General features: G+C 62.9%; 26 protein-coding genes. 14 read left to right on the top strand and 12 right to left on the bottom strand.

Annotated features, from left to right (window positions below):
* Position 1 precedes the first annotated feature (1 nt).
* The 6 genes from LDZ28_RS25960 to LDZ28_RS25935 form a co-directional block, all read right to left on the bottom strand.
* The gene (locus tag LDZ28_RS25960) at positions 2 to 1141 is read right to left on the bottom strand and encodes an acyl-CoA dehydrogenase family protein (protein WP_244830273.1); all 1140 of its coding nucleotides are present in this window, start codon (positions 1139 to 1141) and stop codon (positions 2 to 4) included.
* Between the two features lie 143 nt (positions 1142 to 1284).
* Positions 1285 to 4026: a LuxR C-terminal-related transcriptional regulator gene (locus LDZ28_RS25955; protein ID WP_370652241.1), complete on the bottom strand. Its 2742-nt coding sequence runs from the start codon at positions 4024 to 4026 to the stop codon at positions 1285 to 1287.
* Between the two features lie 316 nt (positions 4027 to 4342).
* Complete coding sequence (locus LDZ28_RS25950; protein WP_244830272.1) at positions 4343 to 4603, bottom strand: helix-turn-helix domain-containing protein; 261 nt, start codon at positions 4601 to 4603, stop codon at positions 4343 to 4345.
* Complete coding sequence (gene epsC, locus LDZ28_RS25945; RefSeq protein WP_244830271.1) at positions 4600 to 5577, bottom strand: serine O-acetyltransferase EpsC; 978 nt, start codon at positions 5575 to 5577, stop codon at positions 4600 to 4602. Before epsC ends, LDZ28_RS25950 begins: the two co-directional genes overlap by 4 nt.
* Before the next feature lie 182 nt (positions 5578 to 5759).
* Positions 5760 to 5987, bottom strand: coding sequence for a hypothetical protein (locus LDZ28_RS25940; protein WP_244830270.1), 228 nt, complete (start codon positions 5985 to 5987; stop codon positions 5760 to 5762).
* A gap of 129 nt (positions 5988 to 6116) precedes the next feature.
* The gene (locus tag LDZ28_RS25935) at positions 6117 to 6947 is read right to left on the bottom strand and encodes a helix-turn-helix transcriptional regulator (RefSeq protein WP_244830269.1); all 831 of its coding nucleotides are present in this window, start codon (positions 6945 to 6947) and stop codon (positions 6117 to 6119) included.
* 98 nt (positions 6948 to 7045) lie between these two features.
* Here LDZ28_RS25935 and LDZ28_RS25930 point away from each other — a divergent pair, with 98 nt between their 5' ends.
* Positions 7046 to 7933 (top strand): SDR family oxidoreductase, encoded by an 888-nt coding sequence (locus tag LDZ28_RS25930; protein ID WP_244830268.1) that lies wholly within the window; start codon positions 7046 to 7048, stop codon positions 7931 to 7933.
* A gap of 138 nt (positions 7934 to 8071) precedes the next feature.
* On the opposite strand, the gene LDZ28_RS25925 is transcribed toward LDZ28_RS25930, so the two are convergent.
* On the bottom strand, positions 8072 to 8524 hold the full coding sequence (locus tag LDZ28_RS25925) for a DUF2501 domain-containing protein (protein ID WP_255784742.1): 453 nt from the start codon (positions 8522 to 8524) through the stop codon (positions 8072 to 8074).
* Positions 8525 to 8914: 390 nt separating this feature from the next.
* On the opposite strand from LDZ28_RS25925, the gene tauA reads away from it, so the two are divergent.
* The 3 genes from tauA to LDZ28_RS25910 are packed head-to-tail and all read left to right on the top strand — an operon-like array spanning position 8915 to position 11591.
* Positions 8915 to 9946: a taurine ABC transporter substrate-binding protein gene (gene tauA / locus LDZ28_RS25920; protein WP_244830267.1), complete on the top strand. Its 1032-nt coding sequence runs from the start codon at positions 8915 to 8917 to the stop codon at positions 9944 to 9946.
* A complete protein-coding gene (locus LDZ28_RS25915) occupies positions 9943 to 10722 on the top strand; it encodes a taurine ABC transporter ATP-binding protein (RefSeq protein WP_244830266.1) in 780 nt (259 codons plus the stop codon). The genes tauA and LDZ28_RS25915 overlap by 4 nt, the downstream gene beginning before the upstream one ends.
* Before the next feature lie 50 nt (positions 10723 to 10772).
* Positions 10773 to 11591 carry an ABC transporter permease subunit gene (locus tag LDZ28_RS25910; protein ID WP_244830265.1) on the top strand — a complete coding sequence of 273 codons (819 nt, stop codon included), beginning with the start codon at positions 10773 to 10775 and terminating at the stop codon, positions 11589 to 11591.
* A gap of 196 nt (positions 11592 to 11787) precedes the next feature.
* Here LDZ28_RS25910 and LDZ28_RS25905 read toward each other — a convergent pair whose 3' ends face one another.
* From LDZ28_RS25905 to LDZ28_RS25890, 4 genes are all read right to left on the bottom strand, one after another.
* On the bottom strand, positions 11788 to 12915 hold the full coding sequence (locus tag LDZ28_RS25905; protein WP_244830264.1) for a zinc-dependent alcohol dehydrogenase family protein: 1128 nt from the start codon (positions 12913 to 12915) through the stop codon (positions 11788 to 11790).
* Positions 12912 to 14576, bottom strand: coding sequence for an acetolactate synthase large subunit (locus LDZ28_RS25900; protein ID WP_244830263.1), 1665 nt, complete (start codon positions 14574 to 14576; stop codon positions 12912 to 12914). The genes LDZ28_RS25905 and LDZ28_RS25900 overlap by 4 nt, the downstream gene beginning before the upstream one ends.
* Complete coding sequence (locus LDZ28_RS25895; protein WP_370652240.1) at positions 14573 to 16177, bottom strand: acyl CoA:acetate/3-ketoacid CoA transferase; 1605 nt, start codon at positions 16175 to 16177, stop codon at positions 14573 to 14575. The genes LDZ28_RS25900 and LDZ28_RS25895 overlap by 4 nt, the downstream gene beginning before the upstream one ends.
* Positions 16178 to 16285: 108 nt before the next feature.
* A complete protein-coding gene (locus LDZ28_RS25890; protein WP_244830262.1) occupies positions 16286 to 16828 on the bottom strand; it encodes a phasin family protein in 543 nt (180 codons plus the stop codon).
* A gap of 480 nt (positions 16829 to 17308) precedes the next feature.
* Between LDZ28_RS25890 and LDZ28_RS25885 the strand changes: the two genes are divergently transcribed.
* The 6 genes from LDZ28_RS25885 (at position 17309) to LDZ28_RS25865 (ending at position 21647) form a co-directional block, all read left to right on the top strand.
* The gene (locus LDZ28_RS25885) at positions 17309 to 18118 is read left to right on the top strand and encodes a transglutaminase family protein (protein ID WP_244830261.1); all 810 of its coding nucleotides are present in this window, start codon (positions 17309 to 17311) and stop codon (positions 18116 to 18118) included.
* A gap of 40 nt (positions 18119 to 18158) precedes the next feature.
* On the top strand, positions 18159 to 19247 hold the full coding sequence (locus LDZ28_RS25880) for a putative zinc-binding metallopeptidase (protein ID WP_244830260.1): 1089 nt from the start codon (positions 18159 to 18161) through the stop codon (positions 19245 to 19247).
* 239 nt (positions 19248 to 19486) lie between these two features.
* Positions 19487 to 19777, top strand: a complete 291-nt coding sequence (locus LDZ28_RS32915; protein ID WP_370652239.1) for a hypothetical protein — start codon at positions 19487 to 19489, stop codon at positions 19775 to 19777.
* Entirely contained in the window at positions 19774 to 20208 is a 435-nt protein-coding gene (locus tag LDZ28_RS32910; protein ID WP_370652238.1) for a hypothetical protein, read from the top strand. The genes LDZ28_RS32915 and LDZ28_RS32910 overlap by 4 nt, the downstream gene beginning before the upstream one ends.
* Before the next feature lie 39 nt (positions 20209 to 20247).
* Complete coding sequence (locus LDZ28_RS25870; RefSeq protein ID WP_244830259.1) at positions 20248 to 20709, top strand: YsnF/AvaK domain-containing protein; 462 nt, start codon at positions 20248 to 20250, stop codon at positions 20707 to 20709.
* 62 nt (positions 20710 to 20771) lie between these two features.
* Positions 20772 to 21647, top strand: a complete 876-nt coding sequence (locus LDZ28_RS25865; RefSeq protein WP_244830258.1) for a YsnF/AvaK domain-containing protein — start codon at positions 20772 to 20774, stop codon at positions 21645 to 21647.
* 44 nt (positions 21648 to 21691) lie between these two features.
* On the opposite strand, the gene LDZ28_RS25860 is transcribed toward LDZ28_RS25865, so the two are convergent.
* The gene (locus tag LDZ28_RS25860) at positions 21692 to 22498 is read right to left on the bottom strand and encodes an alpha/beta hydrolase (RefSeq protein ID WP_244830257.1); all 807 of its coding nucleotides are present in this window, start codon (positions 22496 to 22498) and stop codon (positions 21692 to 21694) included.
* A gap of 161 nt (positions 22499 to 22659) precedes the next feature.
* Between LDZ28_RS25860 and LDZ28_RS25855 the strand changes: the two genes are divergently transcribed.
* The 4 genes from LDZ28_RS25855 (at position 22660) to LDZ28_RS25840 (ending at position 26315) form a co-directional block, all read left to right on the top strand.
* Complete coding sequence (locus LDZ28_RS25855) at positions 22660 to 23442, top strand: DUF4118 domain-containing protein (RefSeq protein ID WP_244830256.1); 783 nt, start codon at positions 22660 to 22662, stop codon at positions 23440 to 23442.
* Positions 23443 to 23450: 8 nt separating this feature from the next.
* Positions 23451 to 24326: a carboxylesterase gene (locus LDZ28_RS25850; RefSeq protein ID WP_244830255.1), complete on the top strand. Its 876-nt coding sequence runs from the start codon at positions 23451 to 23453 to the stop codon at positions 24324 to 24326.
* Positions 24323 to 25111, top strand: a complete 789-nt coding sequence (locus LDZ28_RS25845; protein WP_244830254.1) for a MipA/OmpV family protein — start codon at positions 24323 to 24325, stop codon at positions 25109 to 25111. Before LDZ28_RS25850 ends, LDZ28_RS25845 begins: the two co-directional genes overlap by 4 nt.
* Positions 25112 to 25445: 334 nt before the next feature.
* Complete coding sequence (locus LDZ28_RS25840) at positions 25446 to 26315, top strand: ATP-grasp fold amidoligase family protein (protein WP_244830253.1); 870 nt, start codon at positions 25446 to 25448, stop codon at positions 26313 to 26315.
* Positions 26316 to 26769 lie beyond the last annotated feature (454 nt).

Below are 26769 nucleotides of genomic sequence, written 5' to 3'. Positions count from 1 at the left end.
CTTACAGTTTTCTGGAGATCAGGTCGCGCAGCACTTCGCTGGTGCCGCCGAAGATGCGCGTCACCCGCATGTCGGCGAACGCGCGCGCGATCGGATACTCGAGCATGTAGCCGTAGCCGCCGTGCAACTGCACCATCTCGTCGATGCACTTCCACATGGTTTCGGTCGCGAACAGCTTGGCGATGGCGGCTTCCTGCAAGGTGAGCCTGCGCTCCATATGCTCGCTTAGGTAATAGTCCACCAGCGTGCGTACGGCCACCGCTTGCGCCTTGACATCGGCCAGCTTGAATTTCGTGTTCTGGAAGTCCCACACCGTCTGATTGAACGCGCGGCGATCCTTGACGTATTGCAGCGTGAGCTCCAGTTGGCGTTCGAGTTTCGCCGCACTGTAGATCGCGATGATCAGGCGCTCCTGCGGCAGTTCTTCCATCAGGTGGATGAATCCACCGTTTTCCTGACCGATCAGATTGGTGACGGGCACGCGAACGTCGTCGAAAAAGAGTTCGGCCGTGTCGGCGGCGGCCTGACCGACCTTCTCCAGCTTGCGACCACGCCGAAAGCCCGCGCGGTCGGTCTCGACCATGATGAGGCTTACGCCTTTTGCGCCTGCGGACGGGTCGGTCTTGCAGACCGCCACCACCATGTCGCAATTCAGGCCGTTGGATATGAAGGTTTTGCTGCCGTTGATGATGTACTCGTCGCCGTCGCGGACCGCCGTGGTGCGGATGGACTTCAGGTCGGAGCCCGTGCCCGGCTCGGTCATGGCAATGGCGAGAATCTTCTCGCCGCGACAAATGGGCGGCAACCAGTTGCGTTTCTGCGCCTCGGTGCCGAGACGCACGATGTACGGCGCGGTGATGTCCGAATGCACGGAATAGCTGAAGCCCGACACGCCAGCGCGATGCAGTTCTTCCGCCACGATGGCCGAGTGCCCGAAGTCGCCGCCGCCACCGCCGTATTCTTCCGGCACGGTCACGCACAGCAGTCCTTCGCGGCCCGCTTTCAGCCAGGTCTCACGATCCACGCAACCGGCCTCGTCCCATTTGGCCTGACGGGGCAGGCATTCCCGCTCGAAAAAACGCCGCGCGGTTTCGCGCAGCATTTCATGGTCCTCGCGATAGACATTACGCTTGACTTCCACCGAACACTCCTCATGACGGATTGTCGCGGCCCACGCATGCGGGAGCGTGCCGCTTCGACAAGGTCATTCTGCGTCGGGAACGGGTGGAACGAGCCCACCCGCGTAGGGTGGAAAGCACGGGAAAGCGGGCAGCGAGCGCATGGTCAGCCGGCGTTCAGATCGCGCATTCTGGCGACAGCGCCATCGCGGCCGGTTACGTCGAGCTTTCGATAAATATTTTTCAGATGCCACTTCACGGTGTCGAGCGATACATCCATGACGCGCGCTATTTTCTTGTTCGGCAGCGCGAGCGCGAGCAGACTCAGCACCTCGCTCTCGCGTTCGCTCAACAGATCGCCCGAGGCCTGCGGACCGCTCGCCCCGGCCGGGACGCGTGCGCGTGCTTTCCCCGCATTCACGAGACGCTCCGCGTAGAACGCCAGCACGGGATCGAAGTGCGGATCCGACACGACGACGTCGAGCATCGCCTGCGAGTCGCCCGCGCCATCGAGCACGCTGCGCATGAGTCCGAGGCGATGGCCCACGCGCAACGCCTCGGTCAGATGCTCGCGGGCGCGTTTGTCGTTGCAACGGCCTTGCTCCGCGATGGCCAGCTGCAGGCGCAGGCTCGCCACGCGGCTCCACCGCCCGCCCGCCTCGGACAACGCGGCGAGCGGCTTCAGACGCGCGACGGCGCCGTCGAAATCGTTCTGATGCAGACACATGGCGATACGGGCAAGACCGGCGCATACGCTGATTTCCCACGCCGTGCTGCGCACCGCGCCCGAGTAACGCACGGCGAGCGCCTCCAGCCGCGACAGCGCGGCATCCGCTTCGTCGACCTGGCCGTCGTCCAGCAGCCAGCGCGAACGCCAGTGGAGCGCGCAGGCGAGCAGCCGGTCGACCTGGCGGCGCGCCGCGTAATCTTCGAGACGCGTCAGATAATCGAGCGCTTCGCCGCGTCTGCCCCCCAGCCAGTGAGCGCCGGCCAGCACGATCAGCGCGCGCAGTACGGTGTCGGGAATTGACACTCGTTCGAGCAGGTCGATGCGGTTCTCCAGCAGCGCGAGCGCGGCCTCGACATCGTTCAGTTCGTAAAGCGCCTCGCCCAGCAGCGCCGCCGACATGCACGCGATACCGATATAGGCCGCGCCTTGCTTGTCTGCCTCGGTCAGCACCTCGCGCAGAACGCGCTCCGCGAGCAGCACCTGTCCTTCGGCGGCGTGCGTCATGCCGCCCATGCATCGGCCGAGCAGGATGCCGCGCGGCGCGCCTTCACGCGACGCACCTTCTTCCAGCACCTTGCGCGCCTCCGCGTACTCGCCGCGATGGATGAACATCCACGAGAGAATGTTGCTGCGCCCGGCACGTGTGAAGGCGTCGGCGTCGGACGGCACGCGCTGCAATTCCGGCAGCAAGGCGGCCACGGAGTCGGTATCGTCGCGCTGCAGCGCCAGCCCACCCCGCAACACGGCAAGCGCATACCGCTCGCGCGGGCCGGACCGCTCGCTGCGCCGTGCAATCTGCCGAATGCCCTGCTGCAGCGCATCGGTTTCGCCGGCATACATTTGCAGATACGCCTGCATCACGAGGAGATCGAAGCGCGCCGCCACTTGTCCCGGCGGAAGGCGGCGCATGAGGCTCGCGAGCTGCCGCAATTCGCCGCGCGCGAGCAGCGTGTGAGCGAATCCCTCGACCATATTGGCGGCTGCCTCGCTGTTTCCCGCAAGCACGGCATGTTGAACTGCCTCGTCCATGTGACCGTGCGCATCGAACCAGTGCCATGCCGCTGCATGAAGCCCACGTTGCGCCTCGTCTGGCAGACTTGCCACGCGGTTCAGCAAGACGCTGCGCAACAACGGATGCAGGCGGTACCACGCATCGCGCTCCTGTTCGGGGGCGACAGACGTGACGAACAGATTGTCGGCCTCCAGGCGAATGAGTTGCGCGGCGATATCGTCGATGGCGACACCAACGACGCCGGCTTGGTCCAGCAGATCAGCGCAGAGTGGCGCGCAGAAGCGGCCGCAGAGGGCCGCGTGGGTGAGCAGGAGCACATCGTCGCGGGGCAAGCGGGCCAGCACCTCGCGTTCGAAGTAGCCCACGAACGCCGCGCCTTCGCACACGCTCGCTGGCGCAAGCGGAGCCCCGCGTCTGGCTTTGAGGTCGTTCGCGAATAACTGGAGGCCGGTCGCCCAGCCGTCGGTGAGTTCGTGCACGACCTGTGCGTCGCGCTTGCCGATCCGGCCGGACTGCTCGCGAAGAAAACGCTCCGATTCCTCGGCGGAGAAACGCAAGTCCTGCTGATCGAACTCCGTGGTCAGACCTTGCGCGCGCAATCGCGCGAGCGACAGCGGCAACGGCCGCCGCGAAGTCAGTACCACATGCAGTTGCGGCGGCGCGTAGTCGATCAGCCATCGCAACGCCTCGAAGATGCGCGCGTCCCTGAGATGGTGGACATCGTCGAGCATCAGCACGAGTTCGCGTTTGTGGCGGGCGACACCCCGCACGAGAGCGATGACCCAATGCTCCACGGCAAGTTCGTCGCCATCGCGTGCGGTGAGGCGTTCCGCCATGTCGACGATCGACCGGTCCACCAAGGCGAGACTCGCGAGCAGACCGGCGAAGAATATGCGCACCTCGTCGTCCGCAGGCGCGAGCGACAGCCATGCCACGTCGAAGTCGAGCGTCAGAAGGGAGTGCCGCCACGCCATGAGCGTGCTGGTCTTTGCGCTTCCGGCCGGCCCGTGAATGACGATGCAGCGCTGGCGCCGCGCGTCGAGCAGGCGGGCCAGCAAGGCGCTTCGTGGCATCAACTGACGTGCGCCGCGTGGCGGTACGAACTTGTGCGCCACACGCACGACAGACACGGGGGATTCGACTGCGGTTTCGCCAAGATCGGACATGCTGGACTCTGCAAGCGGGGCCGTGATTCGTCCCGATTGTAGGACCCGGTCGATGCATTCCGAAGGCCTCTTACGACCACCCACCCGATTCGGGTGGGTTGGCGAGCCGGCCACCCTACCCCGATGGCCACGCATGCGGCGACGGCATCGGCGGATTCATCGACGCGCGGCCTTTGTTCCGAATTGAGATCGTCTTGAGGAACGGCCCGCCGGGACCGCCAAGCGCGATGCTGCCGCAGGCTTACGAAGACACTTCAAAAGAAGCGTCTGTGCATGCATCGCACGCGATACGGCCGATGAACCCGACGCGCCCGCGTCACTTCGCCGATGGCGTGAACTCCAATATCAGCGACGCCAGATCTCCACGCGATGCGCCGAAAAGACGCCCCGCCGGCACGTTGAACGCTTGCGCGATCTTGTCGAGCGTCACGATGGAAGCGATGCACGTCCCACGTTCTATCTCGCCGACATAGGAGCGATTGAGCCCCGCATGTTCGGCGAGTTGTTCCTGCGTCCAGCCGAACGACTCGCGCAACTCGCGCACGGTCGCGCCGAAGTGACGCACCACCGTGCTCATGGCGTGACCTGTTCGGCTTGCGGCGCGCGCTTGGGCGTTTGCACGACCGTTTGGGTCGGCGTCTGCGCATGCGACACCGCCGCGCTCTGCGAAAGCGCCTGCGTCACGTAGCTTCCCGGCGCGACATCGTGCGTGAGCCATACGTTGCCGCCGATCACCGCGCCTTGACCGAGCGTGACGCGGCCCAGAATGGTCGCGCCCGCGTAGATGACGACATCGTCTTCCACCACGGGATGCCGTGCGAGTCCTTTCTCCAGATTCCCTGCGGCATCGCGTGGAAAGCGTTTGGCGCCGAGCGTCACCGCCTGATAGATGCGCACGCGGTCGCCGATCACCGTCGTCTCGCCGATCACCACGCCCGTGCCATGATCGATGAAGAATCCCGCGCCGATCTTCGCGCCCGGATGAATATCGATGCCCGTCTCGCTATGCGCGAGTTCCGCGACGATGCGCGCGAGCAACGGCAACTCCAGCCGGTACAACTCATGCGCGATCCGGTGATGAATCATCACGAGAATGCCGGGATAGCAGAGCAGCACTTCATCGACGCTGCCTGCCGCCGGATCGCCCTGATAGGCCGCGAGAATATCGCTGTCCAGAAGGCTCCGAATGCGCGGCAACGTCTTCGCGAAGGCCTTCACCGCGGTGCTCGCGCGTGCGTCGATGGCCGCATCGTCGCGTGGTGCGTGACGCGCCTTATATTGCAGTTCCAGCTTTGCTTGCACGAGAAGCCCTTGCAGCGCGAAGTCGAGCGCATGGCCCACGTAAAAGTTCTCGCTTTCCTGACGCAGATCGGGCGGTCCGAGCCGCATTGGAAAGAGCGCGCCCTTCATCGCGCCGACGATATCGGTCAGCGCCTCGCGCGCCGGAAGTTCGCGCCCGCCCGGTTCGAGCGATCGCCGCTGCACTTCCCGCCATTGCTGGCGCACCGTCTGAAGCGACTGGACGATGTCATCGATATCGAATACGGCCACGGTTGCAGTCCTCTATGTTTGAAGCTCGACGTCTTGGTCACCTGACAGTCGCCCGACAAAAAGGCAACCGTCTATAGCCATCAATCCCGACTATGCGAGACATGGTGGGAAAGTGGAACCAAGCAAAATTCATTTGCATAGAAGATGGTGCGGATGGCGCGGCGCGGCGGTGAAGATTGCTGCTAGCGCCTGAGCGCCGCAAACCGCTTGTTGCGCTGGTCGATCCACATCCGCGCCCAGCGCAACGCATACGCGACCGCGTGATCCGCCTCGAAGAAGTAATCGAGTGCATCGAACGTGAACGACGAGCCGTGCGGCGACACCTTGTTCTCGATAGTCAGGTTTGCCGCGAACAGGCCGCTCGGCATGGCATGGGCAGACGGTGCCACGTCGTATCCCTTGTATCGCATGGAGGTCTCCGTTTATGCGCGTGCGGACCGTAGCGTCCGCGACGTTTTTATCCTAGTACGCGCGCCATGCCGCACCAACGAAGCCTTTGGTCTTAGCAAATTAACAACGCGCTCACTTGGATAGGATCGTTACGCCTTCGCGGCAGCGAGGACCTTGACGCGCGCGGCTATCACCGGGTCCATTGGCGTGTAGACGATCATGCCGAGATCGGGCCGGCCATCGACGGAGAATGCGGAATACTCCAACTCGATCTGACCGAGCACGGGATGAAGCAGGCGCTTGATGCCATTGCTGTCGCCGTGGTTCAGCACATCGTTGTCGCGCCATAACGCCTCGAATTCCGGGCTCGCGCCGCAGAGTTCGTCCACGAGTTCGCTCACCTCGGAAGCGAGTCCGGCACGCGCCACATCCGCTCTGAACGCGCCCACGACGAACCGCGCGACGCTTTCCCAATCGTGCTGCTTGGCCCTGACGGTGGGATTGCGGAACAGGAACTGCAGGATATTGCGCTCGCCGGGCGGCAGCGTGCCGTAGTCGGTCAGCACGACAGCGGCGGCGCGGTTCCACGCGACCACATCCCAGATGGCGGTCTTGATGATTGCCGGACTCGCTTCGAGCGAATCGAGCAGGTGTTGCAAGCGGGGGTGAACGCCTTCGACCGATTTGTAGCGCACTTCGGGCGGCCGCCCGAGGCCCAACATGAAGAGATGCTCGCGTTCGGTATCCGTCAGCATCAATGCGCCGGAGATGCGGTCGAGCACTTCCGCCGATGGCGCGCCGCCCCGCCCTTGTTCGAGCCACGTGTACCAGGTCGGGCTGATATGCGCGCGCTGCGCGACCTCTTCCCGGCGCAGGCCGGGCGTTCGTCTGCGCCCGGAATACCCGAAGCCCGCCGGGTCGAGCCGCGAGCGACGGCTCCTCAGGAAATCGCCCAGCGATCGTGCCGTGTTGACTGACATAAAGACCCTGTTAGTCGCTTTACCATGATGAAGTCACTACTTTAACGGGATAAGAAACGATCGGATAGTAAGCGGGTCACGACCAGGGAGCTTTGACCATGCGTATTTTTCTGACAGGCGCGACCGGTTTTATCGGCTCGGCCCTCGTTACCGAACTCATTCGCGCCGGGCATCAGGTGCTCGGCATGACGCGCTCCGACGCGGGTGCGCAAACGCTCGAGAAAGCGGGCGCCGAGGTTTATCGCGGCACGCTGGAAGAGCCGGACAGTCTCGTCGCTGGCGCGGCGCAAGCAGACGCCGTCATCCACACGGCTTTCGATCACGACTTCTCGAGGTTCGTCGAGAACTGCGAAAAGGACAAGCGCGTCATTGCCGCGCTCGGCTCGGCGCTCGAAGGCTCGGACCGGCCGCTCGTCATCACGTCGGGAACCGGGATGGGCGGTGGCGCGCATGGCGAGGCGGCGAGCGAGGATGTGTTCAACGCGAGTCATCCGAACCCGCGCATCGCGTCGGAACTCGCGGGTCATGCGTTGCTGGACGCGGGCATCAACGTCTCGGTCGTGCGGCTGCCCCAAGTCCACAATCCGTTCAAGCAGGGACTCATTACGCCGCTCGTCGAGGTCGCGCGGAAGAAAGGCGTATCCGCTTATGTCGGCGATGGCCAGAACCGCTGGCCGGCGGGTCATCTGTCGGATGTCGCGCGGCTTTATCGGCTGGTCGTGGAAAAGGGCGAACGGGGCGCGCGATATCACGCGGTGGGTGAAGAAGGCGTCAGCAGCCGTGAGATCGCCGAGTCGCTGGGACGAGGCCTGAAGCTGCCGGCCGTTTCCATCGCGCCGGAGGAAGCCGCCGCGCATTTCGGATGGATGGCCATGTTCGTCGGTCTGGATATGCCCGCATCGAGCGCGTTGACGCAGGCGCGGCTCGACTGGCATCCGACCGGGCCGACGTTGATCGCCGATCTGGACGAGGCGCGGTATGTTTAACGCTTGAACGCGCGGCGCGGCGCCTCGGCATGAGAGCGCTGCGCATCGCTTTTGGATCGCTTGAGAAGCCGTGGAGCGTCTTCGACGCAAACGTCGAGGACGCTCTCGCGGAAGCGTTCCATTGCCGACGTCAAACCGTCAACCACCCAGCAACGACTTGCCTTGCGACAGTATCTTGTCGCAGACCTGCTTGGTAATCTGCTCCTTGAGCCCGCCGCCGCTCAGATCGACCTTGCCGCTGCCGCTATTGAGAATGCCCTTGGAGCCGTCGGTGTATCCGCTATCGCTCGTCGATGCACCGCCCGGCAGCTTGCTCATCAAGCCGTCCTTGACCGATGACGCGCCACCGCCGAGGTAGTTGTTCTTGATGCAATACTGGAGCACGCCGGCTACGTTGCCCGTGCTGTTCGATGTCAGCGATTGCAACGACATCCCGCTGCCCAGACTGCCGAGGCTGCTCAGTCCGCCACCGGCTCCGCTATTGCCCCCCTGATTGAGCAGATTGCCGAGCTGCGCATGCGCGGCGGGGACATACGCGAGCGTCGCGGCGAGCATCGTAGCGGCCAGGGTGGAACGAGTGCGTGAGATCATGCGAGCCCTCTCTCTTCGTTGAAAACACCCTCCACTATAGTGCGTTTCGAAGAAGCGGCGACCCGGACTCGAACCCTTCGATGAAACAGTGCTCGCGAGATCGAGCAATGCACGCGCGCCACGGGTTCAGACAAGCTTACGGAATGTCGACCCGATGCGCTTGCCTAAACGGTCCGACTTGTCGAACTGCGCGATCGGCTCGTGCATGCGGAGCGCGTCTTCGAACGTCGGCGTCAAGTGTCGCGCCGCTTTTTACGCCGCGCATCAGGGTGCGGTTTCGATGAAGACCAAAGCAGTCGCGATGTGATTTGCTACGCATAAAACATTGGTAGCCGCGGCACGTGAAGTGCCTATAGTCGAAGGCTTTACAACGACCTTAGCGCCTGCTCCATGAAACACACGACCCGTCGTCAACTCCTCGCCAGCCTCGCCTCTTTTGCACTTGGAACCGTCGTTCTCGCACCGATGCACGCGCAAGCGGAGACACGCGAGGTCGTCATCGGCTATCAGGACATGGTCGTGCCGTGGCGCTATGCGCAGGCAAGCGGCGCGGTCGAAAAGGCGACCGGCTACAAGGTCACGTACCGCAAGCTGGGCAGCGGCGCGGACGTGATCCGCGCGCTGGCATCCGGCTCGATACAAGTGGGCGAAGCAGGGTCGAGCCCGATCGCGGCCGGCCTGTCGCAAGGCGTCGATCTCTCGCTCTTCTGGATTCTCGACAACATCAACGACGCTGAAGCGCTCGTCGTGCGCAACGGCTCCGGCGTGACGAAGCTCGCTGATCTGAAGGGCAAGACGCTGGGTCTGCCGTTCGTATCGACCTCGCATTTTCATGCGCTCGTGGCGTTGCAGCAGGCGGGCGTCGATCCTTCATCGGTGAAGATCGTCAACCTGCGGCCGCCTGAAGTGGCGGCGGCGTGGGAACGCGGCAATATCGACGCGACCTACATCTGGGACCCGGTGCTCGCCAAGGTCAAGCAGAACGGCAAGGTGCTCGTGACATCGGGCGAAGTTGCGAAGGAAAGCGGCAAGGCGACCTTCGATGGCTTCGTCGCCTCGCGCAAGTTCGCGCAGGACAACGCCGCGTTCATGGCGGGTCTCACCAAGGTGCTCGCCGATACCGACGCGCAATACCGCGATCACAAGGCCGACTGGACCGCCGGTTCGAAACAGGTCGAGGCCGTGGCGCGAGAGTCCGGTGCAACCGCCGCCGACGTGCCCGCGAGTCTCTCGCTCTACGCCTTTCCAAGCGCGAGAGAACAGGCGTCGCCAACCTGGCTCGGCGGCGGTCAGCAATCCGGCGCCGCGAAGTCGCTCACGGCCACCGCACAGTTCCTCAAGCAACAAGGCACGATCCAGAACGTCCTTGCTGACTATTCGACGGGCGTCGATCCGCGCTTCGCGCAGCAGGCCGCGAAATGACTTCGCTGTCCATCCGCAATCTCGGCGTCACGTATGAAGGCGCGAGCGCGCCCGCGCTCGAGGGCGTCGATCTGCAAATCGGCAGCGGCGAGTTCGTCGTCGCGCTCGGCGCTTCCGGATGCGGCAAGACCACGCTGCTCAATTGCCTTGCAGGCTTTCTCGATCCAACCGAAGGCGAAGCGTCGCTCAACGGCGAGCCGATTCTCGGGCCGGGCGCGGAACGCGGCGTCGTGTTCCAGAAGTACGCGCTCATGCCCTGGCTCGACGTGCTCGACAACGTCGCGCTCGGCTTACGCTTTCGCGGCGTCAAGCGCGACAAGCGTCGCGAGATCGCGCGCCGCACGCTTGCCCTCGTCGGCCTCGCGCAATACGAGCACGCGAAGGTCTATGCGCTGTCGGGCGGCATGCAGCAGCGCGTGGGCATCGCGCGGGCGCTCGCCAGCGATCCCGAAGTGCTGCTGATGGACGAACCGATGGGCGCACTCGATGCGCTCACGCGCGAAACCGTGCAGGAACTCGTGCTCGATGTCTGGGCGCGCACGCAAAAGACGGTGTTTTTCATCACGCATAGCGTGGAGGAAGCGCTCTTTCTCGCCACCCGTCTCGTGTTGATGACGCCGGGTCCGGGCCGTATCGAGGAAGTGCACGAACTGCCGTTCTCGCGCGAGTACGTCGCGAATCGCGATGCCCGCGCGGTGAAGGCATCGCCGGCGTTCATCGAGTGGCGCGAGCGTCTGACGCGGCGATTGCATCGTCCTGTCACGGAGGCCGTGTGACGCAGCCCGTTCAGGAGGCCCGCTTCGCTCCACCTTCGGAAAACGCGGCAGTGCCTCGCGCCCGGCGCGCGAAGCGTGGCAAGCGCTATCGCGGCATGCCGGGCGCGGGACCCACCGCGATGCCGAGCACGTTATGCGTCGTGGCGATCGCCGTGCTGTGGTGGGCGACCACGCATTTTCACTGGTTGCCACCGCTTTTTCTGCCGTCGCCCGAGGCCGTGTGGCGTGCTTTCATCGATGCCGTGCACGGGCGCATTCAGGGCGGTCTGCCGCTATCGGAGCATCTGCTGTGGAGCGCGATTCGCGTGTTCGGCGCGTTCGCGCTCGCGGTCGTGACGGCGGTGCCGGTCGGCATTTTGATGGGCGTGAGCCGGATTGCGCGCGGCGTGCTCGATCCGCCTCTGGAGTTTTACCGGCCGCTGCCGCCGCTCGCTTATCTGCCGCTCGTCGTGATCTGGTTCGGTATCGATGAAACCGCGAAGATCGTCGTCATCTGGCTCGCGTGTTTCGCGCCGATCGCCATGGCCGCGCGCGCGGGCGTGCGCAGCGCGACCACCGAGCAAGTGAACGCGGCGTGGTCGCTCGGCGCGAGCTTTCGGCAAGTGGTGCGGCATGTCGTGCTGCCCGCCGCGTTGCCCGAGATTCTGACGGGCTTGCGCATAGCGGTCGGCTTTGGCTGGACCACGCTCGTCGCGGCGGAAATGGTCGCGGCCACCGCCGGTCTCGGACAGATGGTGCTGAACGCGTCGAGCTTTCTGCGCACCGACGTGGTGGTGATGGGCATCGTGCTCATCGGTGCGATTGCGTGGATCTTCGACTTCGGCATGCGCGCGCTGGAACGGCGGCTCGTGCCGTGGAAAGGGCGTTGAAGGCGCGCCTTCCACGCAATCATCGCAGCGAAGACAAGCGCGATGCGTTCCTCAAGCAGTCGTCGAAGCGCGTTTCTCGATGGACTGCGGCGGTCACAAGGCAGCTTCGCGAACCGAAAGACATCGTTCTCGAAGGCAAGGCGCGATTGCCTTCCTTCGCGAACGACTTCATGCGGCTACACGTGGTCAAGCCGAATCAATCGAACACGACCACCTGCCGAATCGCTTTTCCCTCATGCAGCAGGTCGAAGCCATGGTTGATCTCGTCGAGCTTCAGGCGTCCCGTGAGCAGCTTGTTCACGGGCAAGCGGCCTTGCGAATAGAGATCGACGTAATGGGGAATATCGCGTGACGGCACGCACGTGCCGATATAACTGCCCTTCAACGTGCGTTCCTCCGCAACGAGACTCACCGCTGGCAGCGGCCAGTTGGCGGTCGATGGCGGCAGCCCGGCGGTCACCGTCATTCCGCCGCGACGCGTGATGCGATACGCGAGATCCAGCGCGCGAATCGAGCCCGCGAATTCGAATGCGAATTCGACGCCGCCCGAACTCAGCGAGCGAATCTGTTCGAGCGCATTGTCCTGACCCGCGTTGACCGTATGCGTGGCCCCGAGCGCGCGTGCCTGTTCGAGCTTGTCGTCGGCCAGGTCGATGGCGATGATCTGCCGCGCGCCCGCCGCGTGTGCACCGATGAGCGCGGCGAGACCGACACCGCCCAGCCCGATCACCGCCACCGACGCACCGACACGCACCTGCGCCGTGTTGACGACAGCGCCGACGCCCGTGAGCACCGCGCAGCCGAAGAGCGCGGCATCGCCGAGCGGCACGGCGGGATCGATCTTCACGACCGAGCGGCGCGACACGGTCGCGTACTCGGCGAACACGGAGCAGCCGAGATGATGGTTGAGCGGCTCGCCCCCATGCGAAAGCCGCCGCTCGCCGGACAGCAGCGTGCCGGCGCCGTTCGCGGCCGCGCCTGGCTCGCACAACGCCGGCCGCCCTTCGGCGCACGGGGCGCAGTGTCCGCAACTCGGCACGAACACGACGACCACGTGATCGCCCACTTTCAAATCGGTCACGCCCGCGCCGAGTTCCTCGACGATGCCGGACGCTTCATGCCCAAGCGCCATCGGCATGGGACGAGGCCGGTCGCCATTGATGACCGACAGATCCGAGTGACACAACCCCGCCGCCGCGACCTTGATCAGCACTTCGCCCGGGCCGGGCGGCGCAAGCTCGACCTCTTCGATGCGAAGCGGCTTCGATTCCGCGTAAGGCGTGGCCGTACCCATCGCGTTCAGAACTGCTGCCTTGATCTTCATTTCGTCCCCTCGATGCCGCGGTTGCCGAGTTCCTCGACAAGCACGCGAATGTTTTCCGAATAGTCTACCGGCACGATCACGAGCTGCACGCCGCCGTCCTCGAACGCGCCCTCCAGCGCCGGAACCAGCCCTTCGGCCGATTCTACGCGCCGCCCTTTCGCGCCGTAGGCATCGGCATACTTGAGGAAGTCCGGATTGCCGAAGGTGAGGCCCCAGTCGATGAACTTGTCGACGGCCTGCTTCCAGCGAATCATGCCGTACGCGTCGTCCTGAATGATGAGCACCACGAGGTTCAGCTTCAGCCGCACCGCGGTTTCCAGCTCCTGCGAATTCATCATGAATCCGCCGTCGCCGCACACCGCCATCACGCGCCGCTCAGGGTAGAGCAGCGCGGCCATCATCGCGGATGGAAGGCCTGCGCCCATCGTCGCCAGGGCGTTGTCGAGGAGCAGCGTGTTGGCGCTGCGTGTGCGGTAACAGCGCGCGAACCAGATCTTGTACATGCCGTTGTCGAGCGCGACGATGCCATCGGCGGGCATGACTTCGCGCACGTCGTGGACGATCCGTTGCGGCGTCAGCGGAAAGCGCGATTCGTCGGCGCGGTCGAGCGTGCGCTTCAGAATGCCTTCTCGCAGCGGCGCCAGCGCACCCGCGCACGGCAACCTGCCTTCGACGCGCACGGCGAGGCGCGACAGGCTCAAGCCGAGATCGCCGACCACTTCCGCATGCGGAAAGAACACCTGCTCGACATTGGCGGGCGTGTAGCCCACATGGATCACCTGCGGCCCCTTCGGTCCCATGAAGAACGGCGGCTTTTCGACCGTGTCGTGACCGATTGCGAGGATCAGGTCGGCGCGGTCGATCGCTTCGTGCAGATAGTCGCGTTCGCTGAGCGCGGCCGTGCCCATCCACAGCTCGGTGGCTTCGTCGTTGCCGATAGCCGCGACCGTGCCCTTGCCCATCTGCGTGTTGAAGAACGGGATGCCGGTGCGGCGAATGAAGTCGGTCAACTGGCCCGCGAGCCGCGGCCGGTTACTCGCCGCGCCGAACATGACGAGCGGCCGTTCGGCGTGCATCAGCAGGTTCGCGGCGCGTTCGATCGCGGCGTCGTGCGCGACGGGCAGCTCGACCGGATGCCTGGGAACGATGCCCACGTCGTCGCTCACTTCGGTGGCCGCCACATCTTCCGGGAGTTCGAGATGCACGGGGCCGGGACGCTCTTCGGCGGCGAGCCGGAACGCGTCGCGTATGACCGTCGGAATACTCGCGCCGCTCACGATCTGCCGCGATGCCTTGGTGAGCGGCTTCATCGTCGCCACGATATCGACGATCTGAAAGCGCGCCTGCCGCGAGGTCATGATGGCCTTCTGGCCGGTGATGAGGATCATCGGCATGGCGCCGAGTTGCGCGTAAGCCGCCCCGGTGACGAGGTTCAGCGCGCCGGGACCGAGCGTCGCCATGCACACGCCCGGCTGACCGGTCAGACGACCGTGCGTGGCCGCCATGAAGGCCGCCGACTGCTCATGGCGCGTCACGATGAGCTGAATGCTCGATTTGCGCAGCGATTCCACGACATCGAGGTTTTCCTCGCCCGGCACGGCGAAGATACGATCGACGCCTTCGTTTTCGAGCGCCCTGACAAACAGGTCGGATGCTTTCATTGGCAGTCTCCTTGCAACGCGAGTTCGCGGGTCATTGCGCCGCGCTCGGTGAGAATGGTCGACAGGTCCATGATCTGCAGAAGGAAAATGCGCGGGTCCATTAGCCGGACCTGACGCACGATGGGTGCAAAGTCCATATGCGCGAGGATATCGCGTTCGAGATCGATACCCGGTGCGATCTCCGTGAGTTCGAGTCCCTCGGGCACGCGACGAAACACGCAGCGTTCGGTCACATACAGCACGGGCTGACCGCGCGCGGCCGCGAATTCGCCATTGAAAGTGATCTGTTCGACGCGCTCCACGAACTTTTTCTTCGCGCCTTCCGCGATGATCTCGAGCCGCCCGCCTTCGATCTGCACCTTGAGTCCGCCCGCCGTGAAGGTGCCCGCGAACACCACGGAGCGCGCGTTCTGGCTGATGTTGATGAAGCCGCCCGCGCCGATGAGCCGCGCGCCGAAGCGGCTCACATTGACGTTGCCGCCGCGGTCCACTTCGGCCATGCCCAGGCAGGCGAGATCGAGACCGCCGCCATCGTAGAAATCGAATTGCTGATTCTGATGCAGGAGCGCATCGACATTGATCGCGGCGCCGAAATCGAGGCCGCCGAGCGGCATGCCGCCGATCACGCCTGGCTCGGCGGTCAAGGTCAGATGACTCAGCAAGTGCTCCTCGCCCGCGACAGCCGCCACCACTTCAGGCACGCCGATCCCGAGATTCACGACGCCGCCTGGCGGCAACTCGAATGCGCAACGGCGTGCGATCACCTTGCGCTCGTCGAGCACGGGGCTTTTCATCTCGCCGACCACGGCTTTCGTTTCGGCGGAGAACGCTGGGTCATAGACCGTGCCGTATGTCTGCGGCTGCGCGCCGGCGGACGCGAGCACGATGCGATCGACGAGAATGCCCGGCACCACCACCGCGCGCGGATCGAGCGTGCCGCTTGGAACGATCCGCTCCACTTGCGCAATCACCAGACCTTTGCCGTTATGCGCGGCCATGGCGATAGCTTGCGCGTCGAGCACGAGCGCTTCGCGCTCCATCGTGATGTTGCCGTCGGTGTCGGCCGTGGTGCCGCGAATCAGCGCCACGTCGAGCGGAAAGGCTTTGTAGAGCAGCCACGGTTTGTCATCGATCTCGATGACGCTGACGAGCTCTTCCGTCGTGCTCGCGTTGATCTTTCCGCCGCCAAGCCGCGGGTCGACGAACGTACCGATTCCGACTTGTGTGATCGTGCCGGCGCGATGCGCCGCGATATCGCGAAACAGATGCGACATCGTGCCGAGCGGAAGGTTGTAGGCTTCGATCAGGTCGTCGGTCGCCATGCGTGCGAGCTTCGGCACGAGCGACCAGTGTCCGCCAATAGCGCGCCTGATGAGGCCCGGCAGCGCGATGCGGTTGAGTCCGCGTTCGCCGCCGTCGCCCGGTGCGGCGGCGAAAACGACCGTCAAATCGCGTGGCGTGGCGGAGCTTCGGAAACGTCGTTCCAGCGCGATCAGCAATTCATCGGGTGTACCGATGCCGACGAATCCCGAGCAGCAGACGGCGTCGCCGTCGCGGATCAGTCCGATCGCTTCGTCGGCGGTCGCAATCTTGTCTGTCATGGCGGGACCTCTCTAAGCCAGCAAAATCACCGGAGTGCTCCAGGCGTGGCCGCAATAAAAAGCCCGCTTAAGCGGGCGTTGGCGACGGATGTCACATTCCCGGAAACTTCACGCCGAATGTTTGGGGCTGGTGTTCAATAGCTCGATGCTGGCGTTGGTCGCACCAGTCACACTATCCACCGTGCTCTCGCTTGCATCGAGAATGAGCTTGGGCGCAGCGCTTGCCGCATGCGCGGACGAGGCCACATCCGATATCGAAGCAATCGACTTTTGCACTTGCGACGAGCCTTGCTGCATGGCCGATTCGAACGCGCCCTTCATGCCGGAACCGTATTGCTCGTACTGGCTGCGCGCTTCCTTGAGGATGTCGGCTTCCGTCTCACGAACGATCTGGAAGAAGTGGCGCGCATAAGCGGCCGACTTCTCCGGCACTTCCGCGAACAGCGTCCACTGAAAACCCATGAAGTCGCTCGGTTTCACGTCCGAACCCGACGTGAGGACCGAGGCGCTTTCCTCGAACACAGCCTTGACCGTCTGCACATTCAGATCGGCAAGCTGTTGAAGTCCCATTGCATAGCGCTTCGTGATGCCGAAAAACGCTTCGAGTTGTGCCGTTGCCGCCGGTGCCGATGATTGAAGAATAGGAAACATTGTCCGCTCCATAAAGAGGTACGTGCGAGCCGATCCGTGGGTACGGCGCCCGTTTTTGCTGCATTGCAACAATGAGTCCATCATACGGGAGTGGTCGCATGCGTCAAGCGAAGTTTTTGTGATCTTTCGGTTTCCTGATGTTTTCCATTGGCGACACCGTTGAAGCGATTCAAGCAAGGTGCGTCAAGTCGAACGAACCGGTTTTGGCGCGCTTCGGAGTGGATGCTGCTTTTCTTTCCAAAGCGTTGGGACAAAGTAATGGTGTTATCGTGTATTCACAAGCATCGATGGTTCCAGGCCCCGATGTTGCTGAGACAAGTTATCTCATGCTGGCATGCAACAAGAACGTCCTCATCCGATGCATACATCAGGTGAATGGCGGCGCTTGGCGAAGCTGGCAAAATCTCCTGGGTCGTGTCGAAGGTCGAGGCGTTCGGTTGATCGCCCTAGTACGCCCGTTAATCCTTTGGACCCACCTCCATGAAGCTCCGCGTCGGTTTTCAATTGACCTATAACTGCACTCAGGCCACGCCTGCGGTGCTCATGCTCAACACGCATCCTTCCATGTCGGACAAGGTCGTCGTTGCCGATCGCATTACGTTCGATCCGCCGCTCGCGTTCACGCACTATTACGACGGCTTCGGCAACTTGTGCACGCGTATCGTGACGCCGTCTGTGGGTCCGCTCGTCGTGGCGACCGAAGGCGTGCTCGAAGTGCCCGATACGCCGGAAAGCTATCCCCTGGAAGATGGTCAGCTCCCGGTCGAACAACTTCCCGACGAGTGTCTGCAGTTTCTGCTGGGCAGCCGCTATTGCGAAACCGACTTGCTTTCCAACTTCGCGTGGCAACGGTTCGGCGGACTGCCGCAAGGGCGAACACAGGTTCTCGCCATCTGTGATTACGTGCACGCACACATCAAGTTCGACTACAAGACGGCACGGCCCACGCGCACGGCTTCCGAAGCGCATCAGGAAGGCATCGGCGTGTGCCGCGATTACGCGCAACTCGCGGTGGCGCTCTGCCGCGCCCTGAACATTCCGGCGCGGTATTGCACCGGCTATATCAGCGACGTGAACCTGCCGCCGCCTTATGCGGACCAGGATTTCTGTGCATGGTTCGAAGCCTATCTCGGCGGAACCTGGCAGACTTTCGATCCGCGCAACAACGCACCGCGCACTGGCCGTGTACTCATGGCGCGCGGCCGCGATGCGACCGACGTGCCAATCAGCATGACCTTCGGGAGCGCGGCCCTGGTCGACTTCAAGGTGATTTGCGAGCCGTGCGAATGATCTTCGCGTCCACCTTCAGAACGCCCACGAATCGTCCGTTATGAAAGCGTTTCACTGCACCGACTGCGGACATCTCATCTTCTTCGAAAACGTTCAATGCGAACGCTGCGGGTCGATGCTCGGCTTCATTCCGGAAACGGGCGAGATGAGCGCATTCGTCAAGCTGAAGGGGCCTCGGTGGGAAGCGAAGCCGGCGGACGGCGACGTTCGCTACAAGCCGTGCCACAACTATTCGGTCGAAAAGGTTTGCAACTGGATGGTGCCGGAAGACTCGCCGGACCCGTTCTGTCATTCTTGCCGTCTGACCGCCGTGATCCCGAATCTGAAAGCGCCGCGCCGTCGTTATTACTGGGCCAGACTCGAAGCCGCGAAGCGTCGTTTGCTGTACACGCTCGCCGTGCTGGGATTGCGGGTCGACACACGCAAGGAGCATCCGGAAACCGGGCTCGAATTCGAGTTTCTTGAAAGCCGCCGCGGCAAAAAGGTGTTGACGGGCCATCATAGCGGCCTCATCACGATGAACATCGCCGAGGCAGACGACGTGCGTCGCGAACGCGTACGCATCGCCATGCGCGAGCCCTACCGGACCTTGCTCGGTCACTTCAGACACGAGATCGGCCACTACTACTTCGATCGCCTCGTGGTGGGCGCGCGGCGAACGGCGTCGTTCCGCACGCTCTTCGGCGATGACCGGGCGAGTTACAGCGAAGCGCTTTCCCGCCACTATCGCAACGGCGCGCCTGCCGACTGGGCGACGAGTCACGTCAGCGCCTACGCGACCATGCATCCCTGGGAAGACTGGGCGGAAACCTGGGCGCACTATCTTCATATCGTGGATACCACCGGCACCGCGCGCGCATGCGGCATCAACATCGCGCCAGTGAGCCGCAAAGGTCCGAACTTCGCCGCGCAAGTGCTGCCTCACTCGCCGAGTTTCGAATTGCTGATGAAGCAATGGACGATGCTGACCTATGCCATGAACAGCCTCAACCGAAGCCTCGGCATGCCGGACCCGTATCCGTTCACGCTCGCGCCTGGCGCCGTGAAAAAGCTGAGGTTCATCCATCGTCTGATCGAGGCGCAGAGCCTCGAGCATGAACACGATCGCGTGGAAGCAAACTCGCCCTGAGTCCGCATTGAAGGACATCGATAGGTCAACGCGGCGATAAGTGTTCTTCGCCCGCCGCGCGACACCCTCAAGCAGATCCCACCTATTTGCTCCCGACCGCATGCGCGAACCTTCGTCCATGCCGGTTCAAGCCGCCTCCGGCACTTCGTGGGAATGGTGATTGCACCTACAAGTTGGCCAGCACGCGTTGCTCACTAGACGTGCCTGTTTTGGCTTCCTAAATTCTTTTGGATACCGCTATGCGCCTGCTTACTACACAATATGGTCTACCCCGCGTCTCATGGGGCGCCGTCATCGCGGGAGTCATCCTCTCGCTGATCGCGTACCTCATGTTGACGGTGCTCGGAACCGCTATCGGGGCATCGGTGCTGTCGCCACTGACTCAGCCCGATCCATCGCGCGGCTTCGCGTTCGGCTCCGGCGCCTACATGATCGTGATGACGGTCATCGCCGTGTTCATCGGTCCTATTTTGCAGGGCGTTGCGCGCCGGTTCTTGGCTGGCTGCATGGCCTGCTTGCATGGGCCGTGATGATCATCGCGATGGCATACGGCGCAACGTCGCTTGTCGGCAGCGCAGTGAGTGCGGCAGGCAGCATCGCATCGACCGGTGCGACGGCTACCGCCGCGGCCAACCCTTCGGCCGCAAGCGGCACGATGCTGGGTTCGCTCAAGGCGCAGGTTCAAGGCGCGGTTGCTTCCGCAACGGCCGCTGCATCTGGCCCGCAAGCTGAAGCCGATGCACGTCAGGCCGCCGATACCGCCGCACGCGGCGTCGCCCGCGCTTCGTGGTTCTCGTTCGCTGCACTTCTCGTCGGCGCGATCATCGCGATCGTGTCGGGTGGTGCGGGATTCCGTCACCAACCGCCGTTCGAAGATGCAAGCGGCAGCGCTCGCGATGACGTCGCCTTGCGCGCCGGTGCCGCAGGACGCCTTGCGCCGGACAACCGTGTCACACGCTAAAAACACTATCCGACTGATCCACGAAACCTGGAACCGCGCATGAGCACGCAGAATCGAACGGCGACAGGTGTCGTGGAAACGTCGACCTTGACCGCCACCGAAGAACGTCTGCACGTATCGACGGAAACGCTCGAAACCGGCATGGTGCGCGTTCGTGTCGTGACGCACACCGAGTCGCGCGAGGTGCCCGTCGTTCTGCACGACCGCACGGCACGAATAGAACGCGTTGCCCTCAATCGTTTCGTGGACGCGGAGTTTGCGCCGCGCCATGAAGGCGACACGTTGGTCGTGCCCGTCTTCGAGTACGTGCCCGTGACCGAACTGAGGCTGATGCTCAAGGAAGAAATCCGCATCACCACTGTAGTGACCGAAAAAAATGACGTGCACAGAGCCGAATTGCAACGTCAGGAAGTTGTCGTGGAAAGGCGCGTTGGAACGGTTGGAGACTGGATTGCGGACCCCGCGATACCGTCCTCGGGCTCGGGCAAGACATCTTCCTGAGCCGTTCTTCGAAGCAACGTCTGGCCGCCATTCAAATCACTCAAAATTACCCGGAGCAAAACATGACTCAAGCAATCGTTGGTGTATTCGATTCGTTTCAGCAAGCCGAAAGCGCGGTCGCGCGTCTCGTGGAAGGCGGTCTTGACCGCGCCGACATGGAAGTGCACGCCAGTGACGAGACGAGCGGCGCGGAACGTCCCGTGGTTGCAGATCGACCCGCTTCCGCCGCCACGGAAGAAGTCGGCATCGTCGGCAAGATCGAGAATTTCTTCGGCAACATGTTCGCTGGCGACGACCGGTCGGAAGACATCGGCAACTATCAGGAAGCGGTTCGTCGCGGTGGCGCGTTACTCACGGTCAACGTGAAGGAAGAATCACAGGTGCCGCTCGTGCGTTCGACGATGCACGAGGCGGGCGTCGTGGATATCGACGAACGCGTGGCGCATTGGAAAAGCGGCGGTTATGCGGGCTTCGATGCATCCGCGAAGCCGTTGACATCGGATGAAGTGCTGGCCGATCGCCAGTCATTCGCGGTGACGCGTGAGTCGCTCGAAGTCGGCAAGCGCGAAGTCGAAACCGGCGGCGTGCGCGTCTATTCGCGCGCCACTGCAACGCCTGTCAGCGAGACCGTCAATCTGCGTGACGAGCATGCGACGATCGAGCGCCGTCCGGTCGACCGGCCCGCCACGGCCGCCGACCTGAAGGAAGGCTTCGTGGAAATTCGCGAGACGGCAGAACACGCCGTCGTCGCGAAGACCGCGCATGTCGTCGAGGAAGTCGTCGTGGGCCGCAAGGCAACCGAGCGCACCGAGACGATCAACGAGACACTGCGCGGCACGGATGTCGAAGTTGAACACGTCGAAGCCAAGAACGTCGACCCGGTGCGTGCGATCGACGGAGTGAGCCCGGTTGCGCCTGTCAAGCCGACCTCGCATTGAGCCCGCGCGACTGACCGACGAGGAAACGCTGGCGCCGGGCTTCGTCAGCCGGCGTGCATCCACTGCAAGACCTGCCGCCAGTCCGCCTGCGTCACGACGCCGAACCAGTCGTCATGATCGGCGGCCGGCAGGAGCATGAAACGCGCGCGTTCGTGTTCGTTTGCGAAACGGCGCGCGTGCTCCACCGGGATCAGCGTATCCAGTTGCGCGCCCACGATCACGAGCGGGCCGTCGTAATGCGACACGGCGGCGACGGAATCGAAGCCGTCGTGCAGCATCCAGCGGATCGGAAAAATCGGATATTTTTCGGCGGCGACGTCGGCGAGCGAGTCCCACGGCGTGATCAAAACGACGCCCGCGAGCGCTGCTTCATTGCCCTTCACGACCTGCGCGGCCATGCCCGCACCGAGCGACTCCCCGACGAGATAAAGCGGCCCGCGCCACTGCGCGATGGTGGCCGCCAACGCTTCCCGCGATGCGGCCAGCGCCGCCTTCATCGTGCGCTCTCCCGGGCGTCTGCCGTGCCCCGGATACTCGACGATCACCACCCTGTAGCCGTCGCGCACGAACACGTCGGCGAGCGGCAGTTTGGTGTCGGCTGACTCCTCGTTACCGTGATAAACCATGAACGTCCCGCGCGGTTCGCGCCCGGCCGGAGTGACGACATAGCCCGCGAATTGGTCGCGCACTTGCAACAGGTCGATGCTTGCACCAGCGTGCGGGACTGTGCGAAGATCCGGCGCGCTCGGAGTGGAAGGCAGAAGCATCCGGTCCTGCACCATAAAGAGCGTCAGCGCCGCAAGCAGATAAGCGGCAATGGCAAAGCGTAGACCGTGGGACAGCAGGGGCATGCGAATTCTCTCGTTCGACATCATCAAGCTTTTTCAGACGTTAAAAGCATAATCATTCCAGCGCCCGCGCGCCGCGAAAGCCCGTTATGCCTCACATGGCATTAAAGTCGCGTGCCGGAACGCCGATACTACGAGGACAGTCACACGCCTCGTGCAATAGCATGCATATCAGTAATTCTCGCCGATGGGCGCCGCGCGGCGGCAAACGATGGATCATCGCGGCAAGCGCGCTCTTTACCGCCGCACTCATCCGCACGCTGCTGCACCCGCTGCTTGGACCCGTCATGCCCGGAACGGCGTTTCTCATTGCCGTTCTCGTCGAGTACTACTGCGGTCTTGCGCCGGCGGTTTGCGTGATGCTTGCCGGACTGTGTATTGCCGACTTTCTCTTCGTGCCGCCCTATGCACGCATCGAGGACTTCGACCGCGCGGATATCAAGCTGCTCGTGTCGTATCCGTTGATCACCATCGTCATGATGACGCTCGTCGAGCGGCTCAAGCGCGCGCAGTATCGCGCCGAGTTGCTCGCTTCGGTGGCGCAGTCGCGCTATGAAATGCTCTTGCGTCACGACAACGAACGCCTCATCACGCGCCGGGCGACCGAGGAAATGCACCGAATGCTCCAGCACGTCACGCAATACAACCGTTCGCTGATTCTCATCAAGGCGCTCGATCCGACGACGCGTGTCTCGCCCGCCAATTTCGTCGCGGCGGCGAATTCCCCGGTTATCGACGATGACGCGCCGCGCGCCGGCATCGCATATGGCGCCAAGCATGCCGATGCCCACGGCGAAGATATTGCCCGCGTCAGCGATGCCCTTCTGCCGGGGCTTCACCGTATCCGGTTCCAGTCGGACGAGCAGGACTGGCGGCCCGTCGAATGTGTTTGCGAGCGCTTCGCCACGCCATCCGGCGATTATCTCGTCCTCCGTTCGGCTGCCTGACCATGAACATGCCTTACTTTCCCCCCGCACAGAACCGGGATCACGCGGTCCTGCTGCTGCACGGCCTGTCCAGTTCGCCGCTCGAATTGCGCTTTCTCGCCCGCTATCTCGGTGAAGAGGGCTTCGCAACGCACACGCCGGAGTTGCCCGGATACAGCGCGGGCGCCGGACACGCTTCGATGGAAGAGTGGCTGCGCGCGGCCGTGGCGGAATTCGACGCGCTGGCGGCGCGGCATCGGCACGTTTCGGTGTGCGGCCTGTCGATGGGCGCGGCGCTCGCCGCCGCGGTCGCCCATGAACGCCCTTCCGCGCGCGCCCTGCTGTTGCTCTCGGTCACGCTCGACTATGACGGCTGGGCCATCCCGTGGTATCGATTCCTGCTCGACTGGGCGTATTACACGCCGTTGCGTACGCGCTATCGCTATCGCGAGCACGAGCCTTATGGTCTGCGCAATGAAGCGCTGCGCACGAAGATCGCCCGCGCGATGCAAAAAGGCGAGATCAGCGAAGTCGGCCCGGCATCCATTTCGATGCCCGCGCTGCACGAGGCCAGCCGTCTCGCGGCATCGGTGCGTGGCAAGCTGAAGCGCGTCACGAGCGACTGCCTCGTTATTCACGCTATCGACGACGAGACCTCGAGCCCGCACAACGCGCGATTCGTCGCGGCAAACATAGGCGCGTCGTTCTTGCGGACCATTTGGCTCGACGACTCCTATCACATGATCACGTCCGACAACGAGCGCGAAGTGGTGGCGCGCGAATGCACGATGTTCCTGCGCGAGAGCGCATCTGCCTGCGACTCCACCGATGGCACAGGTCCCGTGATGTCGCGTGCCCTGGCGCGTCGGCTCCGGCAAACGGCTGCAGGAGCGAAAAGAGCATGAAGCGCGCACAAACGTTCATCGCGCGCACCTGCGTGGCGCTTGCGGCCGTGCTCGCATTTGGACCGGCACACGCCGCCGACGCGGACACGCAAACGAATGGTGACTGGAAAATCTCGATCGGGCCAGGACTGTACGTGTTCCCCGAGTTTCCGGGATCGTCGCGGATCAAGGTATTTCCCTTGCCCGTGCAGGATATTTCCTGGCGCGACCGTATCTTTTCGCAAGGTCCGGACGTGCTCGGCGTCAACGTGCTGCGCGGGGAGAACTACCACGCAGGCATGTCGGTGAGTTTCGACTTTCAGTCGCGATCATCGTCCGATGACGCGCGACTCGACGGCCTGCCCAACGTGCACTACGGACCGAAGCTGCGACTATTCGCCGATTACACGTACTGGGCCTTCACCGGATCGACAGCCGTTTATCAGGACATCGGCGGCACCGGGCAAGGACTCACCGCGATGGCGGATCTCTATGTCTCCGCGCCCATCGGCAAATTGCTGCTGTCGGCGGGGCCGGGGCTGACTTGGGCCAATGGCGCTTATACGCGCACGTTCTTCGGCGTTTCACAGCCGGAAAGCGTGGCGTCCGGATTGCCGCAATACTCCACCGGCTCGGGCCTGCGCGACGTCCACTTCAATCTGGCCGCGAATTACACGATCTCTTCGCACTGGTCGGCCAACCTGGTCGCAGTCGTTGGCCGGCTCGAACGCTTCGCTGCCGGCAGCCCGATTACAGAACGCAGGTTGGATGTGAACGGAATGGCCTCGGTCGCATATCGCTTCTGAACGCAATCTATCAACCTGATTACATACAGATTCGAAAGAGCTTGAGATATCGGGCCTCACGCGCTTGCTTTGGAAATAAACTCCGCGCATTTAGTAAGACGTGAACTTGACGTCCCTTACGTTCCATCGCAACGTGCGTTAGCGCACAAAACCAGCCACGTCGCTGGCCATACTTGACCCACGTGACCTTCTTCACGTCTGAAAGGCTGCGATTTTCACCGCGACTTATTCAGTAGCTGCATTATTTTGAATATGGCACATTATGCGTGCCCTGCTTCGCCAAAACGGAATGAATATCTAATTCACGATGATCGCGAACGCCTTCAAAAATTGGATGCCCGACGAACTCTTCCTCCGTCTGCAGCATCGCAGAAAGATCGGGCGATTCCCGAGTCTTGCAAATCCCGAAACCTTCAACGAGAAAATGCTCCGGCGCAGTCTGAACCCGGACGCGCGCTTTACCGATCTGGCCGACAAGCTCATCGTGCGTGACTTCGTCAGGCGCGTGATCGGCGAAGAACATCTGATTCCGCTGCTCAAGGCGTCCGAGCTCTTCACCGAAGAGGATTTCGAGGCGTTGCCCGACTCCTTCGTCATGAAGGCCAATCACGGCAGCGGCTTCGTCAAGATCGTCCGCGACAAAGCGGAAACGAGTTATCAGGAACTGAGGACGCTTGCCGACCGGTGGCTTGCAACCGACTTTTCCAGAACCGGGCGCGAGCGGCATTACCGCGCGATTCAACCACGGCTGCTTTTCGAAGCCCTGCTTCTCGATGAACAAGGCAACATTCCCGCCGACTTCAAGATCCACTGCTTCAATCCCGAAGAGGGCCCTTCCAAGCTGTTTGTCCTGCTGATCTCCGATCGCTATACGGGCCATCCGCGCGGAGATTTCTTCGATGAATCGTGGAACCACCTCGACATCAGGATCGGACACTATCCGCGTAGTGCGACGCCTTGCGAGCGCCCGGCCAACCTCGACGCGATCCTCGCCAAGGCGAGAGCGTTGTCGGCATCCTTCGACTATGTGCGCGTGGATCTTTATGCACCCGACTGCAAGATCTTCTTCGGCGAAATGACCTTCACGCCGGGCGGTGGACTATATCCCCTCTTCCCGGACAGCGTGGATTATCAGTGGGGGCAAATGTTGCAGGCAGCGCCTCTGTTATCCACGCCGAAAATGTCGACGCGGACGATCGGGTGAATTGGCATGTGTGCGGTTGTCGAAACGCTGACACCGCCCGCATTGGTCACTCAGGCGTGACGTGAACACACTGAGCCATCGGTTCACGTCACGTCACATCGTTTCCCTAAAGCTCTTCCTCTTGAACAACGTCGCGTCCGCGGTTGGGTTGCATTTCGCAAGCCTTCGCTACCCGAAGCGTTCGTGCGTTATCGATGGTTCAAGATTTCGATCACGCTCTCTGCATTGTCTTTACGACGCATTCACGTTTTTTCATATTGCCGCCTCACGAAGCGCCGTTAAGGAAAAGCGTTTGCGCAACTCTGTAGTTCGAGAAGCGACCTGCAAATCCCGGCCGAATTCGTTCAGACTCGAAGTGTTCCGCGTAGTCCCTGGCGTCAACGCAGTCATCGCTTAACGCAGGTCTCGAGGGCTCTCGACCGCGCCTCTGGTCAAGGCAGCGCAGGCATCCTTT

Origin of the sequence: Caballeronia sp. TF1N1 (assembly GCF_022878925.1) — a bacterium.
Taxonomy (GTDB): Bacteria; Pseudomonadota; Gammaproteobacteria; order Burkholderiales; family Burkholderiaceae; genus Caballeronia.
The sequence above is the reverse complement of the archived record's forward strand: the minus strand, read 5'-3'. Positions and strand labels throughout refer to the sequence as shown.